Below are 23,155 nucleotides of genomic sequence, written 5' to 3' on the forward strand. Positions count from 1 at the left end.
ATGTGTTGTTATCAGAAAAGAAACAAAGGGGAATGTCACCACGACGGGCATAGTCATGTAAAAAATGACAACGACAACGATAACGTCCTAAAAGACAAAAATTACAATTACAATTTCAGCAATTCGGAAGTTAAAGGCAGCGGAAATGCCTATGTAGATGTCCACGTAGATTCAGAGGCTTTGGCACGCGTACGCGCAAAAGCAGATCAGAAAGTTGACGAGGGTGCACACGGAAAAAAATATTAATCATGAAGACAGGAGGCAAACGAGATGCTAATAACACTAGCATCTCTAGACCTCTTCGATCAAAGGGAGGCATAAATCGTGTACAGACGAAGTGACGTTATCCCACAGGTCGAATCCAATTCGTTGGTGAACGACAGCGGAAACTCGGATGTTGATGTAACGGTTAACGTTGAGACAACCGCCCTCGCTTATGCGCTTGCCTGCTTTTATTATGCAGACAACCGGCTGGATAAAAAGCAATACGAAACGATGCTTAGGGAAATGGACCACCAATTTGAAAAACGGGGCTTTCAAACATCACGGCCTATAGAAGATACGACTCCCCACACCAGACCATTTTGGCTTCGTTAGTCACGCGGATGATCAAAGGGGTGGACACCACTCCATCCTTAATTTTTATACATCCAGCAAATGAAAAACTTGCTCCTTCATGGGAGCAAGTTTTTCTATTCCGATCGATAACGGTTCCATTCATACTTCCATTATAATCGGCAAAATCATCGGTCTCCGTTTCGTTTTATCAAAAAGATAACGGCTGAGCACGTCGCGAATATTGCTTTTGAGGGAGGACCATTCGTTTACGTTGTCATCCATACACTCGCGCAACGTTTCGGCTACTTTTTGTTTGGCTTCATCCAACAATTCTTCGGATTCACGAACATAAACGAACCCGCGGGAAATGATATCGGGACCTGAAACAAAGGCATTGGTTTTTTTACTCAATGTGACAACGACAACAAGGATGCCATCCTTGGACAACAAGCGTCGATCCCTCAATACGATATTTCCCACGTCGCCGATGCCAAGTCCGTCGACGAGTACATTTCCGGCTTGGACTTTCGTGCTTTTCGTCGCATTTCTTTCTTCGAGCTGCAACACTTCACCGTTTTGCAGCAAATGGATTCGTTCGGGATGGACACCGGCCGTCTTCGCCAATTTTTCGTGGGCGATTTGCATTCGGTATTCCCCTTGAATCGGGATAAAATGGCGCGGTTTCATGAGATTGAGCATGAGCATAAGTTCTTCTTGGCTGGCGTGTCCGGATACATTTACATTTTTATCGGAGTGAACGACTTCTGCTCCGACTCTGTAAAGAAAATCCACGACTCGTCCGATTGCTTTTTCCTTTCCCGGGGTCGGGCTTGCCGAAATCACGACGGTATCCTTCGGCATAATCGAAAGCTGGCGGTCGGTTCCTTTCGCCATTCGATGCAACTCGGAGGTAGGCTCCCCTTGGCTTCCCGTGGAAAGAATCGCGATCTTTTCCCCTCTATGCTTGGATAATTCTTCGACGTTGACCATTAATTGTTTGGGGATTCGCAAATAACCAAGTCGCTTGGAAATTTGAATATTTTTCTTCATCGATTCACCGACCACCGCAACTTTACGGTTCGTTTCCTTGGCTGCATCAATGACTTGTTGAATACGGTAAATATTCGATGCATAAGTACTGACGATAACCCGGCCCGGCGCTTCGCGAAACACAGCCTTGATTCCCGGCTCCGTTGCTTTTTCCGAAGGAGTTGTGCCGGGGATTTCCGCGTTGGTGCTATCGGACAATAAACAAAGAACGCCTTTTTTTCCGTATTGTGTCATTCTGCCGACATCGGCAAATTTATGATCGGCAGGGGTCTGGTCAAACTTAAAATCACCGGTGTATACGACATACCCTTGCGGTGTCTCAATAGCAACGCCGACACAGTCGGGGATGCTATGGCTGACCCTGAAAAATTCAGCTTTCACGTTGCCGATTTTCACTTTATCCCCCGAAGAAACAGTTTTTAAATCTGTTTTCTTTAGCAAATGCTGGGCTTTCAACTCCCCTTCAATCAAGCCGAGGGTTAATTTTGTTCCATATACGGGCACCTGTAGTTTTCGTAAAACATAAGGCAAAGCCCCGCAGTGATCTTCGTGCCCGTGGGAGAGAATAATCCCTTTTACACGATCACTATTTTGGACGAGATAGGATATATCGGCAATGACAATATCGACGCCGAGCATATCATCTTCCGGGATCATCTGACCCGCGTCCAAAACGATGATCTCATCGTTCACTTCCACTACATACATATTTTTGCCTGTTTCACCGAGTCCGCCCAAGGCAAAAACACGTACTTTATTTGTCTCTTCTTGCTTCGGCAATATCAGTTCCTCCTATTAAATTTGGTCATCGTTGTCCGTCAAAACGATGTGCTTACTTCGTTACTCATTCTGGATGGCGGGATATGGGAATAGATCCGTTTATTCTTCCCATTTATTCTCCGCGCTTTCAGCTTGATGGGCCCGAACGAATGAACTGCTAGTTAGTATACCTTAATTGGCGACTTTAAGACAAGCGGAATGATTGTGTTTTTTTACGTAACGATCATCATGCCAATCTGCGCAATTGCCAAAAACAGATCGCTTGCAGCTTTTCGCGATCTAAAAATCCCGGAAATTATATCTAGCAAGCAATTAAAAAAGAAGAGGCAATGCTCACCCCTTCTTACTCGCCGCTTATTCAGAAGTCCGTCGTTCATGGTTCTGGCTATCTGCTAAGTTAAACACGCCATGAAGTGCATTAATGGCGCCGTTCATCTCTGCTTCACGAACGAGCACCCAAATGGTCGTATGGGAATCCGTTGCTTGCAAAATATCAATCCCCGTTTCATAGAGCGCACTTGCAATCCGTGACAAGACTCCGGGAACGCCGGTCATTCCGGCTCCGACTGCTGAAACCTTAGCGCACCCTTGCAATAATTTCGCGGAATAGTTCAACGCATGGAGCTTTTGTTCCACGAGTTGACTTTTCCTTCCCGGTACGGTAAATACCACCGACGTTGGATCAATATTGATAAAATCGACACTGATCCCTTCCGCTGCCATGTGCTCAAAAATGATCGAAGCCGCTTGCATATCCTCCTGCTGTTTTGACACAATCACTTGCGTAATCCCGCGCACATACGTGATACCGGTGATGAGGCTTTCCCGAATATCACTGCCCGGCGCATGGGTTTGAGCGGAGGAAACAAGGGTGCCGCCGTTGGAATCAGAGGCGAGCGAACGAATACGAATCGGCACTTTTGCGTGCATGGCGATTTCCACTGCTCTTGGATGGATCACCTTCGCGCCTTGATGCGCCAAATTGGAGACTTCCGTATACGTCAACGTCTTCATTGGCCGCGCATCCCCTACGATTCTCGGGTCGGCGGTCATAATGCCGTCGACGTCGGTGAAAATATCCACAAATTCCGCCTGCAAAGCTGCACCGAGTGCGGTTGCGGAAGTATCACTCCCGCCACGCCCCAGTGTTGTCGTTTCCCCGCTTGCCGATTCTCCCTGAAAACCGGCAACGACAACGACATCCACCTCTTCCAAGCGCTTGAGCAAATGCCGCGTATCCATTTCCGTAATACGCGCGCTGCCGAACTCTTCCGTCGTGCGAAAGCCGGCCTGTTTGCCGGTAAGCGCCGATGCCTTCAAGCCTTCCGTAATCAAAAGGTTCGCAAACACAACGGAAGAAATCACTTCTCCGGTGGATTGCAACATGTCACGTTCGCGTTTTGGCAGCGCGTTTCCACCTTCGGGAATTAAGCTTAACAACGTATCCGTGGCATAGGGATCATGCATGCGTCCCATTGCGGAGACGACCACGACGACTTTGTACCCGGACTGCACCGCGCTTTTGACGTGGCCGGCAGCTTTTTGGCGTAACGTCTCTGATTGGACAGACGTTCCGCCATATTTTTGCACGGTAATTTTCATCGGCCGATAAGCTCTAATTTGGCAAGACTTTCCGCAATTTGCACTGAGTTGTACGCTGCTCCTTTTAACAAATTATCGGAAACGACCCAAAGGTGATAGCCATTTTCCGTATCAAGATCCTGGCGAACACGCCCGATAAAAACATCCGGAAGTCCCTTTGCTTCGGTGGCAAGCGGGTACGTTTGCGTGGACGGATCATCTTGCAAGGTGATTCCCGCGCCGTCCGCGAGCACCCCCTGCACATCTTTTGCCGTCGCGCCTCCTTTTTCGGTTTCCACATATACGGATTCCGAGTGGCCGGTTTCCACAGGCAAACGAACGCAAGTTGCCGATACGGCAAGAGACGAGTCGCGGAGGATTTTTTTCGTTTCGTTGACCATTTTCATTTCTTCAAACGTATACCCATTATCTTGGAAAACATCGATTTGCGGAAGCGCGTTAAACGCGATTTGATAATGCTTTTTATCTTTGGAGACCGGAAGCAACTCCGGAGCAATGTCTTCCTTATTTAAAACTTTCTGTGTTTGTTCATACATTTCATCGACAGCGCCCAAACCCGCGCCTGAAACGGCTTGATAAGTGGAGACGATGACTTTTTTCAAGCCATACGCTTTTTTAATCGGCTCCAACGCCACGACCATTTGGATCGTGGAACAATTCGGATTGGCGATGATTCCCTGATGCTTGTGAAGATCATCCTCATTCACTTCGGGAACGACGAGCGGCACCTCTTCATCCATGCGATAGGCGCTCGTGTTGTCGATCACGACCGCCCCCCGTTTCACAGCCTCCGGTGCCAATTTTTTCGACACGGATCCTCCGGCAGAAAAAAGCGCGATGTCCACGCCTTCGAATTGTTCGGGGGTGGCTTCTTCAACCGTAAGCGTTTCTCCGTTGACATCGATTTTCTTTCCGGCAGAACGCGGGGATGACAACAGTTTCAACGTGCGAATCGGAAATGATTTGTCAGCGAGTGTTTTCAACATCTGTTGCCCAACTGCTCCCGTTGCTCCAACCAGAGCTACGTTAAATGCTTGGTTTTTCGTCATTCTTTAGGTACCTCCTCGGTCGATTGCTACATTTAATCCTCTTTTCTTAAAATAAAAGAATATCGGCATTTTGGCAACAGCTGTGAGCGATTAATCATTAAACTTTTCTATGAAGAAAAGCGGTTGATGTTGCTCATGGGGTTCGGAAATCGTACGAAAGGTTCTGTTTTCCCCTGATTTCATGCACTTTCCATTTGCCCTCTTGCGACTTCTTATAATATTTTTGGGGCTATAATGAAAAAATTCTGACCCATATCTAACGTACCCTTGAATTGGAATGATGTTCGTATATACTAAACAGGAACCTAAGTTCCCTAAGGGCGGTCATCTCATGAACGAATATGCACCTTGGAGCATCATAAAGAATTCCTTACTGTTCGGAATGGACGTTAACAATACGATAACGATTCATTTTGATAATGAAGAAAGCACGGAGGAAGTTCAAGGATCTCTGTTCAGAATTAAACGATGCAGATGAAGAAATCATGATCAAAATGACGTTGACTTCTACATACTAAAATATAAATATAGGGTTATACGCTTTGCGGCTGTGAAAGTATCATGAGGGCAAACAAACTTACGCCCGGATCAAATGTGCGATGGGAATCAATGCGAATGACCTTACCCGAACATCGTGAAATGTGGTTACAGTATCGAGAAAGTATGAAAAAAGTGGAGAAACCTGAAATCGATGAGCAAAAATGGGAAGGAATCGAACAACCAGTTAATGAAGCGATGGAGTACAGTTCGTTGTTAGAGTTTACTTATTGGGAAAATGGATTTTTCAACTCCATGATTGATTCAGTTGAAGGTGTACATTATTTAAAGTTTGATACAATCGCTAATATCATACCAGTCTGAATAAAGGGACTTGCAAACCAAAGAAATGTTTGCTGGTTCCCTTTATTCAACAATCGCGTCTCGTTTCAGGAATAATAAATCCATGCTTTCATATCACGTCGTTTTCGCGAATTGGTGAATGCGAGCACCAATTTCATCACGTACGCGTTGAAATACCGTCCATTTTTCTCCATCTGATCCTTCAGCTTTTGCAGGATCATCAAAACCCCAGTGTTCACGGCGGATATGGGGAGGCGTCATCGGACAACGACCCGCCGCATCACCGCATAGCGTCACAATCATATCAGCATTATTTAATAGTTCTGTATCGATTACATCCGATGTTTGATTAGAAATATCAATATCTACCTCAGCCATGGCTTTTATTGCGTTTGGGTTTAACCCATGAGCCTCTATACCCGCACTGTAGACGTTCCAATCATTACCCAAATAATGTTTTGCCCATCCTTCAGCCATTTGGCTACGACACGAGTTTCCTGTACAAATAAAATGGATCGTTTTTTTAGACATGATGGGTTCTCTCCTTTTCTTTAACTAATGATCATTAACCAAAGATAGAGGCCAAGTAAGGTCATAAATAAAACGGGTAATGTAATGACAATGCCTGTCTTAAAGTATGTCCACCAGGAAATCTTGACGCCTTTTTGCGTAAGGACATGTAACCACAATAGCGTTGCTAACGAACCAATAGGAGTAATCTTTGGCCCCAGGTCAGAACCGACCACATTTGCATAAACCATTGCTTCTTTCATCAATCCCGTTGCTGCTGTGGTATCAATCGCTATGGCATTGATCATGACCGTAGGCATATTGTTCATGATCGATGACAGAATAGCTGCTAAAAAGCCCATGCCCATAGTTGCTGCAAAAACACCTTGTTCAGCAACATATTCAAGCCCTGAAGCCAGAAAATCCGTTAAACCTACATTTTGCAGACCAAACACAACGACATACATCCCAACTGAGAAAAAGACAATGTTCCATGGCGCACCTTTTAACACTGATCGTGTTGCAACAGCAGGGCTTTTGCTGGCAATCGCTAAGAAAATAAGGGCAATAATTCCGGCAACAATGGATACAGGAATGTGCAAGAACTCGCTAACGAGGTAGCCAACGAGCAAAACAGCTAAAACGATCCATGAAAGCTTAAACATTTTTTTATCTTTAATAGCTGTAACAGGCGCATGCAATTTTTCATAGTCGTATCGCTTTGGAATACTTTTTCTAAAATAGAGGTACAAAACAAGGATACTAGCCACTAATGCAAAGAAATTCGGGACAATCATACGCGTCGCATATTCCACAAATCCTATCCCAAAGAAATCTGCCGATACAATATTCACAAGATTACTAACGATCAGAGGCAGCGATGTAGTGTCTGCAATAAATCCACTAGCAATAATAAATGGAAAGACCATCTTTTCATTGAAATTCAGCGATCGAACCATGGCGAGAACGATCGGTGTCAAAATGAGTGCCGCGCCATCATTTGCGAAGAACGCTGCCACAATGGAGCCCAAAATACAAACATAGACGAACATAAGCACAGCATTTCCTTTAGCCGCTTTTGTCATATGTAGAGCTGACCATTCAAAAAAACCAATCTCATCGAGGATCAAAGAAATGATAATGACAGCAATAAAGGTGAGAGTCGCATTCCATACAATTCCTGTTACTTCAACGACATCGCCAAAAGAAACGACGCCAAGAATTAAAGCAATGAACGCTCCCCCACAAGCCGACCATCCGATATCCAAGTTTTTCGGTTGCCAAATGACAAGGGCGAGCGTTGCAATAAATATAGCTGATGCCAAAACGACTGCAGTCAACGTCTAATCCTCCTACTGACAATCTACAGGTGTTTCTCTCTCCAAGAGTTGGCGATATTGTTCATCATTCTCGCCAATTTGACTAAGAATCCCCTTAACAATACTCGATTCTGGCGATGATTCATTCATCGAATAAAAACGCCATTGCCCTCTGCGGTTTTCTTTTACGAGACCTGCTTCCCTTAATTTACGTAGATGTTGACTAGCCGCCGGCTGACTCATACCAAACATATCGACAAATTGGCAAACACAGTATTCTTTCTTCTCCATCAATTTCATCATTAACAATCGGGTAGGATCGCTGATCACTTTAATGCAATTGGCCACTTCAGTGGAACTTACTTTTATCGTTGACGTGCCCATCTGACCACCCCCTTTCACGATCAGTATATTATGATTTATTTATATAAGTCAATCGTTATAAATGATCTTCCATCAAATTTTTTTGTTCTAAACAGTTGCAATTTTTTTTTATAGCGCATAGAATCTAAGTAAATCAAAAATAATTGATTAAATGAAACGGGGAATTGAGCATGAAAGAAACCATGGCTCCATCAAAAGCTAACCAAAATCAGCTATTTCAAACATATAAAGTAAAGTTTAAGGCTCTTGCGGATGAACTTCGTTTGAAAATTATGTATGAATTAAATCAACGTGGCCAAGTATGTGTTTGCGATCTAACAGACATTGTTGGTTTACCCCAATCGAAGCTGTCTTATCACTTAAGAATATTACTCGATGCGAGCTTGATTCAACAAGAAAAAATTGGCACTTGGAATTACTATCGCTTGAATGAAACCGAGGTTAAGAACTTGTTGTCCGAAGAACTCTGTTGCATTTTCTATCCGAATAACCCCTAATCACTGGGGATTACTTTTTGATTCTTTAATCAAAAAAAGTTGATGAAATAAATCGCTTATATATCAAAAAATATTGATTAATAAGGAGCAATCATGGGCACCTTTTCAAGCTTTCTAAACACCTTTTTCATTCTTTTTTTAGAACTGACCGCTTTGTTCATACTCATTAGTTTTTTGGTCAGTTGGTTACAACAAAAGGTGACAGAAGATCGAGTTAAACGCATTCTTAATCGACCAAATAAATGGAGTGGCTACCTCTATGGCGTAGGGTTAGGATCACTGACCCCTTTTTGTTCTTGTTCAACGATACCGATATTAGCAGGATTATTATCGTCTAAAGCACCCTTTGGACCGTCGATGTCATTTTTAATTGCCTCTCCTTTGTTAAATCCTGTGATCATTATCATGATGTTAACCTTGTTGGGGTGGGAGTTAACCTTATATTATGCAATACTGATCATCATTTTTTCAATACTCATTGGTGTTGTATGGAATGCTTTAGGTTTTGAGCAATCGGTTAAGCAAGTAAGGATCAAAAAAGGCGATCGTTCAAGCGAAGATCAGAATGTGCCCAAATGGAAATTGGCTCTTCAAGATGCATGGACACTCTTCTATCCCTTATTCCCTTACCTTATCATCGGTGTTTTTATCGGAGTGTTAGTTTATGACGTCATTCCGCAAGAATTAATCGTTCAGTACGCTGGAGGGGATAATCCTTGGACGATTCCGATTGCATCGGTGATCGGGATTCCCATGTATATTCGTGTAGAAACCCTGTTGCCGATTGCGGGCGCCTTAGTTAGCCAAGGGATGGACTTGGGAGCTGTGATTGCTCTCTTAATCGGCGGTGCCGGGGCAAGTATTCCAGAGGTTATTTTATTAAGCAAATTATTTAAACGAAAATTAGTTGTGGCTTTTGTCGTTTCCATTTTGATTGTTGCTATTGGTACAGGATTTATCGTGCAAATCATCCTATAAAGGAGGTGATTCCATGGCCCAAAAAGAATCAAGCTTGAAAAACTTCTTCTCAAAAGCGAAGCCGGCTCAAAAAAATTGTTGCAGTGTAGAAATTGAAGAAGTTGAATCTAACCAAGAGGAATGTTGTGATTCTTCTAATCAGCAAAAGAATAAGGAACATTAGGACTTAGAACTGGACGTTAGCAAGGGACTTCGCTTTTATGGAGTCCTTTGCTTTACTTGTTACGAAGAGATATAGTTAATTTATATAACTTTTAAAATACATATCTTAGAGTCCCCCCAACAATCGTATTCCAATGGCATAAGAACTTTATTCCAGATAATGGCCCTTTAATGGAATAAACATTTCTGACACAAAAAGCATAAAAAAATGCGGCCAACCTCATATTAAAGGATTCAGACAAGCATTACATCATACCAACCATTATTTAAAGCCATTCATATTCAATCGCACAACAATTTTTTATATTATTTTAAGGGGAACAGCACGCAGGAAAATAGAACTTAAATGCACTTTTCGTTTGTTTCCAACCCCCCATTTCGAAGCGAATTAAATTTGTCTTTTAAATGAAATCAACGACTATACAAAACCCTTGGGAATTAAGGGTTTTGTTTTTCTCTTATTTCAAAATATCTCAATGGATTTCATATCAAAACGGGCACCTTTATAGAGTTTACTATTCAACAATCGCGCTCGTTCGGCATTATAACCTTACTCATATATAGGTGTTTTCGATTCTCCCTATCCCCTCAACTATTTTAACATAGTACATTCATCCCCCTCCCGGAATTAAGAAGCCTTATAGCTATGAAATTTTTCGCGGGTCAATTCAATAAAAGCTTGAAACGGCGGGGTCATCTCTTTATCCTTATGCCAAGCTAGGTGAGTGTATATATGATTTGTATCATTCCCCAATACTAGTTCTCTCATCGTGCCCAATTTAATTTCTTTATCTACAACCATAGCTGGTAAGGCAGCTATACCAAGTCCTGCTATGACGCATTGTTTTATGGCTTCTATGCTAACGAACTCCAATTTATTTTTAGGGTAAGTGCCTGATGAATATAGAGCTTCCTCCAAAATTGTTCGATAGGAACAACCAGATTCAGTTAATAGAAGGGTTTCATTTTCTAAATCATTTGGTTTTATCTTCTTTTTATGCACTAAAGGGTGTTCAGGAAAAGCAACAAGCTTTATTTGTTCTTGAATAAGTGACTCTACTTCCAAGACATCAGCTGGTTTAGAAATATCAGTGATTAAAGCAATATCCAGTTGACCTTGTTCCAGTCCTTGTCTGGCAACTTTATCGGAATGCGCTGGTTTAAACACCAGTTTGACCTGTGGGTACCTCTCTTTAAATTCCTTTAATATCGGAGGAAGCCGGTAAGTACATTGACTTTCTTGTGCTCCGATAATTAGAGTACCTTTTGTTTCTTTGTAATCATTGATACTCCATTCTGCTTCTTGACTAAGCTTAACGATTTTGTCTGCGTATGATTTATATTGTTTTCCGTACTCCGTGAGTATTAATCTTTTTCCGAGTCGTTCAAAAAGCGTTACCCCTAATTCATTCTCAAGTGTTTTTATTTGGGAAGTTACACTGGACTGCGCAAAGTTTAAAATCTCAGCTGTTTTAGTGAAATTCAAATTATTTGCTGCTGTTTTAAAGGTTATCAACTGTTTGATATCCAATTTCATCACCTTCAATCAAATTTATCGATTGATTCAATCGTTATTATCCGTTTTATTGATTTACAAATATATTATAGGATAGAAATTGTTAAATAACAAGTTTAATTAAGGGAGTTGGAAATGATGTCTATCATGATTATCTATGGTGGTACACGCGAAAATGGAAATACAGAAATTCTGGCTGAACGGGCTGTTGAAGGGTTAGATGTGGAGAGAATATATCTGAAGGATTATAAGATACTTCCAATTGAAGACTTACGTCATTCTGAAGAAGGTTTTCTAGAAAAAAACGATGATGACCATAATTCAATTGTTAAACGTATTCAAGCACATGAAATGATCATATTTGCTACGCCAATATATTGGTACAGCATGTCAGGAATCATGAAAAACTTTATTGATCGTTGGTCTCAAACAATTAAGGATCCCAGATATGAATTTAAACATTCAATGTCCTCCAAAAAAACTTTTGTTATTGGTGTAGGCGGAGATGAGCCATTCGTTAAAGGATTACCGATGATACAGCAATTTAAATATATCTTTGACTTCATAGGTGCTTCATTTGAAGGTTATATACTTGGAAAAGGAAACAAACCAGGTGAGATTTATCATGATGAAGCAGCGTTTGAATTAGCCTCATTAATGCAAAAGAGATTATAGTCCTTTAAATAAAAATTCTTTTGTAATAATCATTTATATTTTTTGTAATTCATTGGAGGCTTTTGAATGTTTCTGAACTTATTAAAACGAGCTGACTTTCGTAACTTTTTCTTTTCAGAAATAATTTTTGCATTTGGTGTAGGAATGGGTACCGTTGGTGCAAATTGGTATTTAATGGAGCAGACAAATTCTATTACAGCAGTTGGTGTTATGCTAGCATTAAATGTCATTGCGGGATTTCTCACTTCTCCAATCATTGGAATTCTAACAGATAAATTTAAACGGAAACAAATTATCCTATTCACATATTTCACTCAGTCTGTATTAATCTTTGTCATCGCTTTATTACTTTTTACAAGGGGATTCCATATAGAATTATTGTATCTCTTTTCTATTGTAAATGGTATAGGGTGGACAACTTATATGTCTACATCCAGAAGCTTGTTACAGGAACTTCTATCGAGTGACGATCTAATCGACGGAAACTCTTTAATCGAAATATGTTTGCAGGTGGGGATGTTTACAGCTGGCGGGATATCAGGTGTCTTTTATCAATACCTCGGTTTTGAAAACATGCTTATTTTTAACGCATTCATCTTCCTGTTAAGCAGTATTTTTATTTCCCGAGTAAAATACAATTCTATAATCAAAAGCACTGAAGAGTCGTTCTATTCAAGTTTTAAAAGTGGAATAACATATCTTATGAATAAACCCAAAATCTTCTTCTTTGGTGTAGCTGCGATCATTCCACTGGTAGCAACAATGATGTATAATGTCGTCCTACCTGGTTATGTAAACGATACGTTGCAAGGTAGCTCCATTGCATTTGGTTTATCAGATATGTTTTATGGTGTAGGCGGGTTTTTGTCCGGTTTTATAGCTGGGTCTTTGGCAAAAAAGATAACAAAAAACGTTGCTATCACACTGCTTTTCTTAGTATCCATTTGTATACTGATCGGGTTTTCAATTAATAACTACGTCATGCTTTTATTCTTAGGGAGCTTAGTATTCGGATTATGTAATTCATCATTAAGAATCGTAATGAATACGGTGCTCATGGAAACTGTACCAAAAGCATTTATGGGAAGAGCTATGTCCATATGGATGTCTATATCACTGTTGTTACAAGCTATTGCCTCACCATCATTGGGGCTACTCATAGATAGCTATTCTCCGAGGATAGGATTTATAAGTTTAGGACTGTTGATGATCATTGGTGTTGTTATACATCAAATCTTGGTTATTTTAAGTCCGTCTGTGAAGCCAATTGAAAGCAAAGAAGTAGGTATGTAAACATAACTCGACATTCTCCTTGAAAACGTGTTGCTGAACACGTTTAAATGGCCAAATTCCCTTTAATTTATCGAAGGGAATTTGGCTTTAGTTATTTAGCAACATCGGTCTAATCATTTTCTGGTACAACTTTCATTCCATTAAGGCGCTTCTAAAGCGCTCCGTTAATTACACAACCTCTCTTTTTTTATAAATAGAAAACGTCATCGGTATTCCCTACGTTTGATTATCCTGATGATAACACCGATGATAAGAATAAGTATCCCACCTATTCCGAAAATAGCAGCTACAGTTAAACCACCCATCCCATATCCCCAATCACTCTCATTACCAGTTGGGAGGAAAAAGGCAACTGCCAGTTAGAAAACTAAGCCAATAAATGCAGATATAATTCCAGCAACCATAGTTTTGTTTACGCACAAGATATCATCTCCTTTTTGAACATAAAGCTTTCGTTATTCCACATAATGGCTTGATTCCCCCATGTGTTTTATCTTTAAACTATCACGATGTTGAACAATTAAAAGTGACTATCCTATTTTAATTGGGAGTCATCCAATAAAAAAAGAGCCACATAAAATGTGACTCAATCACGTCTGGGATCTTCGGTGCGTGATACATCACCGTTTTCGAGATCCACCATCAATTGCCCGACGTCTCCAAAAAATATATTTGTATAGTAATCGCTATCTACGTCATAATCCAGTTGTTCAATATCACTTATCGAATGCTTTGGCCATCCATATTCCAAACGAATTTCTTCTTCATCATCATCCATATGCAGAGCAAAACGTGAGCGATCAAACGATTCTCCAATATCTTCCCCATCACGATCTGAATTGATAATCACCTGACCCAACACTTGCGGGATGCGGGCGCCCCCGGGACTTCCTACTAATAACCCTTCATGATCGTTAACAAGAATCGTTGGTGCAATGTAGCTTCTCGCGCGCTTCCCTTCTTCATAATAGTTCGGGTTATTTTCTGCTTCGAATGCAAAATTGCTCATTTGATTATTAATCAAAAATCCTTCGTCATTCTGAATGCCTGCGCCGAAAAAGTTGCTCAATGAATTGGTTGCAGAAACCATCATTCCATCTTCGTCCACAACATTAATATGTGTTGTGCTCGATTTTTCATCATGAGCAAGTGATTGATCCTCATTAAATGCAAGCGAATCTTGATTTATATCTTCCGCTAATTCATCGGTATATGTTCTATTTGTCAATTCATTCGTTTCGATATCATTATAAACAGGATCTCCTATGTTCAGGTATCGATCTGAACGTGCCTGTTCCCATATTTGCGTATAAGTGTCTACGAATTCTGCTGAATCAGGTTCATACTGTGTTATATCTAATTGATCGGACATCTGTAAAATTTGGATGAGTGTGGTTCCAGAGAGTGGTGGAGGTGCTGAATACACTTCGTAGTCGCTAAATTCACCTTTTGCTGGCTCCGTCCGCAAAACCTCATACCCTTCTAAATCTTCGGCTGTCCAACTAACATGATCATCCGTGATTCTGGAAACTAATTCTCCTGAATAAAAATCTTCAATTCCTTCTTCCTGCAAATGCCTTAACGTATCTGCTAATTCAGGTTGAGTTAGGGTGTCTCCTTCTTGGATCGCTTCAGAGATAGGGACATTATCATACCTCCCCGAGACAAACTAACCACTCCTTACTGTATAAATTAATCATTTTTAACCCCTTTCTGGATAATTCTGTGCAATCGTAACAATGTATAACGATAAAGTAAACTATTATAACGAAACTTTTGCCCTATGTATAAGGTCAAAGGGATTAACTGAGTAGGTGTAGTCATTGCTGACTACACCTACTCAGTATTTTGGCGAACTTATATTCAGAAAATATTTTCTTGTTAAAATTATCCCCCCCAATTCCGGGGTCTCTGTTCCTGCAAATGCTGGCATATCAGTCGTTAAACTTTTCGATAATCAGCGGTTGATATTGCTCACCACGTATCGCTGCTTCAATGGTTTGCGGTATATCTTCCATTCTCGCCACGAGGGAGGTCGGTTTTTTATAAGGGTTATCCTGGCCGAGCGGAACAAAGTACACATGATGCATTTGCAACAATTTTGCCAAATTGGTGGCATTTAACCCAAGCGCATCGTTTGTGGAAATAGCCAATACGACCGGGGAGCTGTTTCTCAATGTTGCTTTCGCAGCCATTAATACCGGGGAGTCGGTTTGCGCGTTGGCAAACTTGCTCATGGAACTCCCGGTCATGGGCGCGATTAACATGGCATCAAGCGGCGTCTTCGGGCCGTAGGGTTCTGCTTTCGGAATGGAATTCACCACTTCACGGCCGGCCGTCTTTTCGATCGAGTCCAGCCACTGATTCGGCGTGCCGAATTTTGTCTCTGTCGTCTGTACCGTGAAGCTCACGAATGGGATCACTTCCGCCCCTTCGTCTTTAAGGCCATTAATCATCGGGATCACTTCTTCCAACGTGCAATGGGATCCTGTCAAACCAAAGCCGATCCGTTTACCGTCGAGCATCATTTTTACCATCCTTTCTTATTACTTTCCGTTTTCAATATTGCCAACGTCACGAGGGCGAGAATCTCCCCGGCGGTTTCAGGAGCTACTTTTCCCGGTAAACCCGGCGCTTCTTGTGCTTGTAATCCGAGTTGACCGGCAGCTTCCATGTCTACACCTCCGGGACGACTTGCGATGTCCAGGATGTAGCAACTTTCCTTCACATAAGCCAATGTATTTTTTGTAAGCACGGACGCGGGAATAGTATTGATGCAAATATCGGCGCAAGCAAGTTCCGCTTCCATCATCTGTAGGCTTTTTGCACGATGGGCTGCCTGGTAGGCTCTTGCCTTTTCTGTATCATCATCCGTCACGACGGTTACCTTTGCGCCGACGGATTGAAAAAGATCGGCAATCGTCACGCCGCAACGGCCAAAACCAAGGATGACGACAGAAGCATTGTGAATGGTGGTCGATGTGTACTCCATCGCCAGCATCAATGCCCCTTCCGCTGTCGGAACGGAATTGTAGACAGCGACATCGTCCCTTTCCATCCAACAGACGAGGTTTTCACCCATATTTTTTAAGAATTCCGTCCTGATGCCGGTGAAAATAATGCAGTTTTTTGGTTTTTTTGCAAGCATGCTACGTGTAACGATAAGCGGTTCCGGTGCATATTGCGCTTCTACCTTTCCGTCCGTGTTCACACCACTGACCGGGAAGAGGATCGCGCTCAATTGCTCCCAAGGCATTTCCGATAATGGATGGGCGGTAATGTTGGCATCCGGGAAGGTAAGATGGTCGAACCCGACCACCGAAATATGGTCAACGCTATTTTTCAATTGATGCACGAGTTCAACTTGGCGACGATCTCCTCCGATAACTGCAACATGTTCGATGATCTCCACCTCCTTTTGACCATTGCCCTATAGATTATGAGCAGATGCACACTTCCGTGAGGTTTTTCACCTTTCAACAATGGAAGGCTTTTAAACTGTGGAGAAATCTAGATAAGCAAGGCGGAAATAAGCGATCGCATTTTGAAATGACATGGTTCACCGCTGACTATTAGAAAAATTTACCAACAACCACAGGGGGCGAGCTCCAAAATGTCCGCAATAGGTATTCATATGGATAAATGTAGAAAGGGGAGCAGCAAACAAGTTTTTGTGTATGTATGGAAGACTCACTCGGGCAAAGTCAATGTTGAATCAACGGAAAGCACCCATGGTGTTTTGCATGAAAGATACTTTTTCTATCTAAATGGGGGTCCGCCTCCTCTGAGCCGATCATCGGTTTAGTATAATGTTCTCAGAATCGAGGGCTGCGGACTCATAGAGCCGCTTTGGTACCTGATGAGTCCTCAGAATCGGGGGCTGCGGACTCATAGAGCTGCTTTGGTGCCTGATGAGTCCTCAGAATCGGGGGCTGCGGACTCATAGAGCTGCTTTGGTGCTTGATGAGTCCGCAGAATCGAGGGCTGCGGACTCATAGAGCCGCTTTGGTGCTTGATGAGTCCTCAGAATCGGGGGCTGCGGACTCATAGAGCCGCTTTGGTACCTGATGAGTCCTCAGAATCGGGGGCTGCGGACTCATAGAGCTGCTTTGGTGCCTGATGAGTCCTCAGAATCGGGGGCTGCGGACTCATAGAGCTGCTTTGGTGCTTGATGAGTCCTCAGAATCGAGGGCTGCGGACTCATAGAGCCGCTTTGGTGCTTGATGAGTCCTCGGAGTCGAGGTCGTGTCGCGGAGCCGTCATGTTTGTTTTGAGGCATCTTGAGGCTGCGTGACTGTGACTACACATTCTGCATTTTGCTGCCCGTACCCGTCCGTCAAAGCGCTTTTCGATTCCATTTTAACCAAGCTAAAATTAAACATTATCATGTGATCGAACTGTTTGCCGGGAAAACCCTTCCGAAACAGACCACTCGTGCATATTGTTTGTACGTCTCGTTCACACCTTGGCTCAACCCAGAAAAGGTAGACGCTGATGAAAAATGATAAGTCATTCTAATGTTAGATGAATTCTCAATATGGGCGTCACATGAACGGCGTTCACGTATTCCCCCATTTGCACAAGTGCCCGCTTATATCGACCATGTGGCGTCGCAGAATCATCCGACCTCCTGCGCCACCTTTTGAAAATAAAAAAAGACCCCGCCACGGGGCCTCTCAAACGGAGCGATTGACGATAATCATATCTTCACCAATCGTATGAATATGGTGCCAGCGAATCTCGAGCGTTTCTTCATTTTTTCGGAAAGGACTCCATCTCGTTGTCGGAAACAAGAAAGCTTCAATTTCACCGGTCGAAGCATTGACACGGGCATCTAAGCGCCCGGGAACACCGAGACGCTCGCCTTGTTCAAAGTCAACAATTTCTTTTGCGCTCATTTCGCTTAATCGCATACGATCCCCCTTGTTAGGTGTTTGTGAGAACCGATCGCCGACAGCCGCACAAACCGCGTACTTTACAAAATCTATGCCAATGGCGACAATTTAGAACGACCTTTTGGTAATTTCCCATCCGGGCTTATGATCGAGAGGGCATAATCGTTCTCATAAAGTTTTTGGGCAACATTTTGGATTTCACCGCTTGTCACGGCAGCTATTCGTTCCGTTACCGTATCAAGGGAAGAGTGAGTTTCAAGGCTCAACTCGTTTTTTCCATTTCGGCTCATACGGCTGCTCGTGCTTTCCAATCCCAGAACCATGCTACCTTGAACTTGAGATTTTACATCCTTCAAATCTTTGCCATCAACTTCTTCGCTTGCAAAGCGCTCAACCATTGCCAAAATCGCCTCTAAAACTTCATCTACATGCGTGGGAGCAGTTCCCGCGTAAACCGTCAACATCCCTCCGTCACGATACGCCACATGATCGGAGAACACCGCGTACGCAAGCCCTCGTTGTTCTCGGATTTCCTGGAACAAACGGCTGCTCATGCTGCCTCCCAATAATTGATTGAATAAGACCATCGCATAAAGCTCATCATCACGGACCGGGACCCCGCTAAAACCAAGACACAGATGGGCTTGCTCAATCCTTTTTGCCCGCGCTCCTTTATTGTTAAGCAAAATAGGCGGTGTTTCGGAAATCGAGGGGGCCTTTCTTGCCGAGAACCCGGAAAATTGAGATTCTGCAAAGGATAACAATCCATCATCTATTTTTCCCGCCATTGATAGAACGACGTTATCAGGCCGGTAATGGGTATGGATAAAATTATATAATTGTTCACGGCTAAACGTGGGAACTGTTTTCTCCGTACCGAGAATCGGTCGCCCCAATGAATGGTCTCCGTAAGCGACGGCATCGAGGTCGTCATGCACGACATCATCAGCTGTATCCTCAACCATGCGGATTTCTTCAAGAACGACATTCCGTTCTTTTGCCAGTTCCTCTTCATCAAAAATAGAGTTAAAAAACATATCACTTAAAATATCGACGGCTTCTTTCCCGTGTTTATCCATGACTTTCGCGTAAAAACATGTATATTCTTTCGCCGTAAAAGCATTGACATACCCGCCAATGCGGTCGAAGCTTTCTGCAATCTCGGTTGCCGATCGTTTTTTTGTTCCCTTAAACAGCATATGTTCGAGAAAATGAGTTATGCCGTTTTCTTCTTCCTTTTCATCCCGCGATCCTGTGTAAATCCAAATGCCGATGGAAAGCGAGCGCACATGTTCCATCGGTTCATAAACGAGGCGCAGCCCGTTTGGTAAATTCATTCGTTGAACAATAGCTCATCGTCCTCCTCTTCCTCTGATGATCTTTGTGGTCCGCTCATCCGATTTTCACTCATGACTGAAGAGATCGTGCCTATCTCCAAATCCTGATCCCGAATCTGCTCAATCATCGCGCCGATGCTTTCAGCTGTCGGCTCTGTAGGGTGCATCAGGACGGTCGCGCCCGGATGTATTTGATTCGTTACTCGTTCCACCATAGCATCCGGATCGGGATTTTGCCAATCAATCGTATCGACGGTCCACAGCACGGTATACATGCCCAGTTCGTGGGCTATTTCCACGACTTCATTCCTGAAACTTCCCGATGGTGGCGTAAACCATTGCGGATCTTCATTTAATGTTGCTTCAATTACTTCATTCGTTTCTTCCAATTCGCTTCTTATTTCTTCAGTCGATAAAGAAGCCATATCAGAATGGGAATATGCATGGTTGCCTATTTCATGGCCTTCTTCCTTAATCATGCGGGCGATCCGGGGATAGTCGCGTACCCAAGACCCATCCAGAAAAAACGTTGCCTGTACATCCTGTTCATTTAACTCATTCAAAATGGTTGGAAGATGCTCGTTCCCCCAGGCAACATTTATGACAAAGCCGACCATCGGCTTGTTTGGATTTGCTTTATAAAAAGGCGTTGGTGGCAAATCTTCATAGGACACTTCAGGGACCGTATCACGGAAAACAAGGAGTTCTTCGGCGTAACGGTCATGTTCTTTCATGTTTTCATATGATTCCGAAACATCAATCACACGACCATTATAACCGGGAATTCCTTTCCAAACGTCATCAATGAAAGCGTCAATGGGGGGTTCATTGAACTCCTCTTGTGCTTCTTGAATCTGCTGGCGGATATCTTCCCCGCTTTCTTCGGTTTGCAATTCTTCTGCTTCTTCCGTCCATGTATCAACGGTATCCTCCGATGTATGGGGAAGTTGCCAAGCGGTAAAGCCTACAATGACAACGAGAAGACCTATGAACAATTGTAAAAACCTCGTTTTAAACATCATTTTGCTCACCCCTCGTCCCATTTTATGCGAGAGTTAAAGCGTTATGTTATGTGTATGAGGTTATGTGGTGCCAAAAAAAGCAGTAAAAAAACTTGGTGTTCGACCAAGTTTCTCTTCAGTAATGATCAATTATTCTTCGTTTAACAACACTTTTCGGGATAGATTTACGCGACCTTGCTGATCGATTTCCGTTACTTTCACGTTAATCTTGTCCCCGATTTTTACAACATCTTCTACTTTGTTCACACGCTCTTTCGCTAGTTGGGAAATGTGGACGAGTCCATCCCTTCCTTTGAATAATTCCACAAATGCCCCGAATTTCTCAATTCGTTTCACTTTGCCTTCGTAGGTTTGCCCGACTTCAACCTCGCGGACAATATCTTCGATCGTCTTTTTTGCTTTTTCGTTCGCGCCTGCATCCGTTGAAGAAATGTAGACGGTTCCGTCTTGTTCAATATCAATTTTTACGCCTGTATCTTCGATAATCTGGTTAATCATTTTCCCGCTCGGTCCAATAACATCGCGAATTTTGTCCGGTTTAATATGCATCGTAAGAATTTTCGGTGCGTAAGCGGACAATTCCGGCCGGGATGTGCTGATAACATCGAGCATGCTTTTTAACACTTGCATACGGGCATTACGGGCTTGATCCAAAGCTTCTTTCAACACTTCACGGGTGATGCCTTCGATCTTAATGTCCATTTGCAAGGCGGTTACCCCTTCGGAGGTTCCGGCCACTTTAAAGTCCATGTCCCCAAGGGCGTCTTCCATTCCTTGAATATCGGTTAACACGGTTACGTCCTCTTCTTCTTTTACAAGCCCCATGGCAATTCCGGCAACCGGTGATTTGATTGGAACGCCGGCATCCATCATCGCGAGTGTACTCGCGCAAATGCTGGCCTGTGATGAGGAACCGTTGGATTCCAAAACTTCGGAAACGAGTCGGATCGTATACGGAAACGCATCCTCATCGGGGATCACTCTTTCCAATGCCCGCTCGCCAAGTGCTCCGTGTCCGATTTCCCGACGTCCGGGTGCACGCATCGGGCCTGTCTCCCCAACGCTAAAAGGCGGAAAATTGTAATGGTGCATAAACCGTTTCGATTCTTCCTCACCGAGACCATCGATGATTTGTACGTCTCCGAGGGCGCCCAACGTACAAACGCTGAGGGCTTGTGTTTGCCCGCGCGTGAATAATCCCGATCCGTGGGTACGCGGCAAAAGCTGAACTTCAGAAGAAAGATCCCGAATGTCTTCCCGACCGCGTCCATCGGGGCGAATATTTTCTTTCGTAATCAAACGGCGAAATTCTTTTTTGAGAAGGCTTTGCAGAATTTCCTTTACATCTTCATGATGTTCTTCGTCAAAGTTGGCAAGGATGGATGCTTCCACTTCTTTAATGGCCACATCACGGGCATGTTTTTCTTTGACGAGCACTGCTTCTTTCAATTGCCCCTCGGCTTGATGGCGGACGTCCGTTTCCAAATCAACATCCGGCTTTTTCAACGTCACTTCCATTTTCTCATTTCCTATTTCAGCGACGATTTCTTCTTGAAAAGCGACAATTCTTTTAATTTCCTCGTGGGCAAACAGAATGGCTTCCAACATCTTTTCTTCGGATACTTCGTTTGCTCCTGCTTCTACCATGTTGATGGCTTCTTTCGTTCCCGCTACCGTTAATGCCATTTCGCTCGATTCCGTTTGCGCGCTTGTCGGATTAACGACGAATTCCCCATCCACAAGGCCAATATCCACGCCGGCGATAGGGCCTGCAAACGGAAGATCCGATATCGAAAGCGCCAAGGAAGACCCAACCATTGCCGCCATTTCCGGTGATGCGTCCTGATCCACGCTCATCACTGTACTGATCACTTGGACATCGTTTCGGAAACCATCGGGGAACAAGGGACGAATCGGCCGGTCAATAAGTCTGCTCGTTAATGTAGCCGCTTCCGATGGCCGTCCTTCCCGCTTAATAAATCCGCCGGGAATTTTTCCGGCTGCATACAAACGCTCTTCGTAATTCACCGTTAAAGGAAAGAATGGCAAGTCTTTTGGTTCTTTTGAGCCGGTCGCAGTGGTGAGCACAACGCTGTCGCCGTACTTTACAAGTACTGCGCCATTCGCCTGTTTGGCAAGTTTGCCAATTTCAAAGGACATCGTGCGGCCGCCGACATCGAGGGAAAATATTCGTTGTTCTTCTTCCATGTATATACCTCCTTTTTTGTCTTTTCGCCCTAAGTAGGCGAATACGTTTTCTTATTCTATCATCCATAAATTATACTTTCTGATAGTGGAAAAAAGCGGGATCAACACCCCGCTTTTTGTTTTATCCCATCGTAGCAAGCGGCGGGGACTGCTGATAGCATCGAGTACCGCCGGGGAGAGAATAATCTCCCCCGACAGCCTATCGACGTAATCCCAGCTTGCGGATAATATCCCGATACCTTGTAATTTCTTTGTTTCGCAAATACGTGAGCAAGTTTCGGCGCTTCCCGACCATCTGGAGCAAACCGCGACGCGAATGATGATCTTTGTTATGGGTGCGCAAATGCTCGTTCAATTCGACAATTTGTTCCGTAAGGATAGCAATTTGAACTTCCGGAGATCCAGTGTCCGAATCGTGCACTTTATACGTATCGACAATCTCCTGTTTACGTGCTTGACTAATAGCCATCCTTTCCACCT

At 43.3% G+C, this 23,155-nt stretch carries 23 protein-coding genes; 8 read left to right on the top strand and 15 right to left on the bottom strand.

Annotated elements, in window-relative coordinates:
- Positions 1–246 carry a hypothetical protein gene (locus HUG20_RS10050; RefSeq protein WP_200084275.1) on the top strand — a complete coding sequence of 82 codons (246 nt, stop codon included), beginning with the start codon at positions 1–3 and terminating at the stop codon, positions 244–246.
- A gap of 78 nt (positions 247–324) precedes the next feature.
- Positions 325–597: a hypothetical protein gene (locus HUG20_RS10055; RefSeq protein ID WP_200084277.1), complete on the top strand. Its 273-nt coding sequence runs from the start codon at positions 325–327 to the stop codon at positions 595–597.
- Between the two features lie 120 nt (positions 598–717).
- Here HUG20_RS10055 and HUG20_RS10060 read toward each other — a convergent pair whose 3' ends face one another.
- The 3 genes from HUG20_RS10060 to asd all read right to left on the bottom strand — a co-directional run bounded on the left by HUG20_RS10060 (position 718) and on the right by asd (position 5,039).
- Positions 718–2,388 (bottom strand): ribonuclease J, encoded by a 1,671-nt coding sequence (locus tag HUG20_RS10060; RefSeq protein WP_200084279.1) that lies wholly within the window; start codon positions 2,386–2,388, stop codon positions 718–720.
- A 354-nt stretch (positions 2,389–2,742) separates the two neighbouring features.
- Complete coding sequence (gene dapG, locus HUG20_RS10065) at positions 2,743–3,990, bottom strand: aspartate kinase (protein ID WP_200084287.1); 1,248 nt, start codon at positions 3,988–3,990, stop codon at positions 2,743–2,745.
- Positions 3,987–5,039, bottom strand: a complete 1,053-nt coding sequence (gene asd / locus HUG20_RS10070; protein WP_200084289.1) for an aspartate-semialdehyde dehydrogenase — start codon at positions 5,037–5,039, stop codon at positions 3,987–3,989. Before asd ends, dapG begins: the two co-directional genes overlap by 4 nt.
- A gap of 615 nt (positions 5,040–5,654) precedes the next feature.
- Between asd and HUG20_RS10075 the strand changes: the two genes are divergently transcribed.
- A complete protein-coding gene (locus HUG20_RS10075) occupies positions 5,655–5,900 on the top strand; it encodes a YolD-like family protein (protein WP_200084291.1) in 246 nt (81 codons plus the stop codon).
- Between the two features lie 93 nt (positions 5,901–5,993).
- On the opposite strand, the gene arsC is transcribed toward HUG20_RS10075, so the two are convergent.
- The 3 genes from arsC to HUG20_RS10090 are packed head-to-tail and all read right to left on the bottom strand — an operon-like array spanning position 5,994 to position 8,092.
- Complete coding sequence (arsC, locus tag HUG20_RS10080; protein WP_200084298.1) at positions 5,994–6,410, bottom strand: arsenate reductase (thioredoxin); 417 nt, start codon at positions 6,408–6,410, stop codon at positions 5,994–5,996.
- Between the two features lie 20 nt (positions 6,411–6,430).
- Positions 6,431–7,729, bottom strand: coding sequence for an arsenic transporter (locus HUG20_RS10085; RefSeq protein WP_200084301.1), 1,299 nt, complete (start codon positions 7,727–7,729; stop codon positions 6,431–6,433).
- A gap of 12 nt (positions 7,730–7,741) precedes the next feature.
- Entirely contained in the window at positions 7,742–8,092 is a 351-nt protein-coding gene (locus HUG20_RS10090) for an ArsR/SmtB family transcription factor (RefSeq protein WP_200084303.1), read from the bottom strand.
- Positions 8,093–8,262: 170 nt separating this feature from the next.
- Between HUG20_RS10090 and HUG20_RS10095 the strand changes: the two genes are divergently transcribed.
- From HUG20_RS10095 to HUG20_RS10105, 3 genes are all read left to right on the top strand, one after another.
- The gene (locus HUG20_RS10095) at positions 8,263–8,589 is read left to right on the top strand and encodes an ArsR/SmtB family transcription factor (protein WP_200084305.1); all 327 of its coding nucleotides are present in this window, start codon (positions 8,263–8,265) and stop codon (positions 8,587–8,589) included.
- A 90-nt stretch (positions 8,590–8,679) separates the two neighbouring features.
- Positions 8,680–9,567, top strand: a complete 888-nt coding sequence (locus HUG20_RS10100; protein ID WP_425504118.1) for a permease — start codon at positions 8,680–8,682, stop codon at positions 9,565–9,567.
- Positions 9,568–9,580: 13 nt separating this feature from the next.
- Entirely contained in the window at positions 9,581–9,730 is a 150-nt protein-coding gene (locus tag HUG20_RS10105) for a hypothetical protein (protein WP_200084309.1), read from the top strand.
- 627 nt (positions 9,731–10,357) lie between these two features.
- Here HUG20_RS10105 and HUG20_RS10110 read toward each other — a convergent pair.
- Positions 10,358–11,260: a LysR family transcriptional regulator gene (locus tag HUG20_RS10110; RefSeq protein ID WP_200090469.1), complete on the bottom strand. Its 903-nt coding sequence runs from the start codon at positions 11,258–11,260 to the stop codon at positions 10,358–10,360.
- A gap of 123 nt (positions 11,261–11,383) precedes the next feature.
- Between HUG20_RS10110 and HUG20_RS10115 the strand changes: the two genes are divergently transcribed.
- On the top strand, positions 11,384–11,920 hold the full coding sequence (locus tag HUG20_RS10115; protein ID WP_200084311.1) for a flavodoxin family protein: 537 nt from the start codon (positions 11,384–11,386) through the stop codon (positions 11,918–11,920).
- Between the two features lie 66 nt (positions 11,921–11,986).
- On the top strand, positions 11,987–13,213 hold the full coding sequence (locus HUG20_RS10120) for an MFS transporter (RefSeq protein WP_200084313.1): 1,227 nt from the start codon (positions 11,987–11,989) through the stop codon (positions 13,211–13,213).
- Between the two features lie 586 nt (positions 13,214–13,799).
- Here the strand turns inward: HUG20_RS10120 and HUG20_RS10125 are convergent.
- The 8 genes from HUG20_RS10125 to rpsO all read right to left on the bottom strand — a co-directional run bounded on the left by HUG20_RS10125 (position 13,800) and on the right by rpsO (position 23,144).
- Entirely contained in the window at positions 13,800–14,786 is a 987-nt protein-coding gene (locus HUG20_RS10125) for a gamma-glutamyltransferase (RefSeq protein WP_246476376.1), read from the bottom strand.
- 361 nt (positions 14,787–15,147) lie between these two features.
- The gene (locus tag HUG20_RS10130; RefSeq protein WP_200084320.1) at positions 15,148–15,741 is read right to left on the bottom strand and encodes a dipicolinate synthase subunit B; all 594 of its coding nucleotides are present in this window, start codon (positions 15,739–15,741) and stop codon (positions 15,148–15,150) included.
- Between the two features lie 2 nt (positions 15,742–15,743).
- A complete protein-coding gene (gene dpsA / locus HUG20_RS10135) occupies positions 15,744–16,625 on the bottom strand; it encodes a dipicolinate synthase subunit DpsA (RefSeq protein ID WP_200084328.1) in 882 nt (293 codons plus the stop codon).
- A gap of 1,264 nt (positions 16,626–17,889) precedes the next feature.
- Positions 17,890–18,126, bottom strand: a complete 237-nt coding sequence (locus HUG20_RS10140) for a YlmC/YmxH family sporulation protein (RefSeq protein WP_114370763.1) — start codon at positions 18,124–18,126, stop codon at positions 17,890–17,892.
- Positions 18,127–18,197: 71 nt separating this feature from the next.
- Positions 18,198–19,457 (bottom strand): M16 family metallopeptidase, encoded by a 1,260-nt coding sequence (locus tag HUG20_RS10145; RefSeq protein ID WP_425504119.1) that lies wholly within the window; start codon positions 19,455–19,457, stop codon positions 18,198–18,200.
- A complete protein-coding gene (locus tag HUG20_RS10150; RefSeq protein ID WP_246476377.1) occupies positions 19,442–20,467 on the bottom strand; it encodes a polysaccharide deacetylase family protein in 1,026 nt (341 codons plus the stop codon). The genes HUG20_RS10145 and HUG20_RS10150 overlap by 16 nt, the downstream gene beginning before the upstream one ends.
- A 129-nt stretch (positions 20,468–20,596) precedes the next feature.
- Positions 20,597–22,675, bottom strand: a complete 2,079-nt coding sequence (locus HUG20_RS10155) for a polyribonucleotide nucleotidyltransferase (RefSeq protein WP_200084332.1) — start codon at positions 22,673–22,675, stop codon at positions 20,597–20,599.
- A 199-nt stretch (positions 22,676–22,874) separates the two neighbouring features.
- Entirely contained in the window at positions 22,875–23,144 is a 270-nt protein-coding gene (rpsO, locus tag HUG20_RS10160) for a 30S ribosomal protein S15 (RefSeq protein ID WP_200084339.1), read from the bottom strand.
- Positions 23,145–23,155: the final 11 nt, after the last annotated feature.

This window comes from Salicibibacter cibi (assembly GCF_016495865.1).
Classification (GTDB): domain Bacteria; phylum Bacillota; class Bacilli; order Bacillales; family Marinococcaceae; genus Salicibibacter; species Salicibibacter cibi.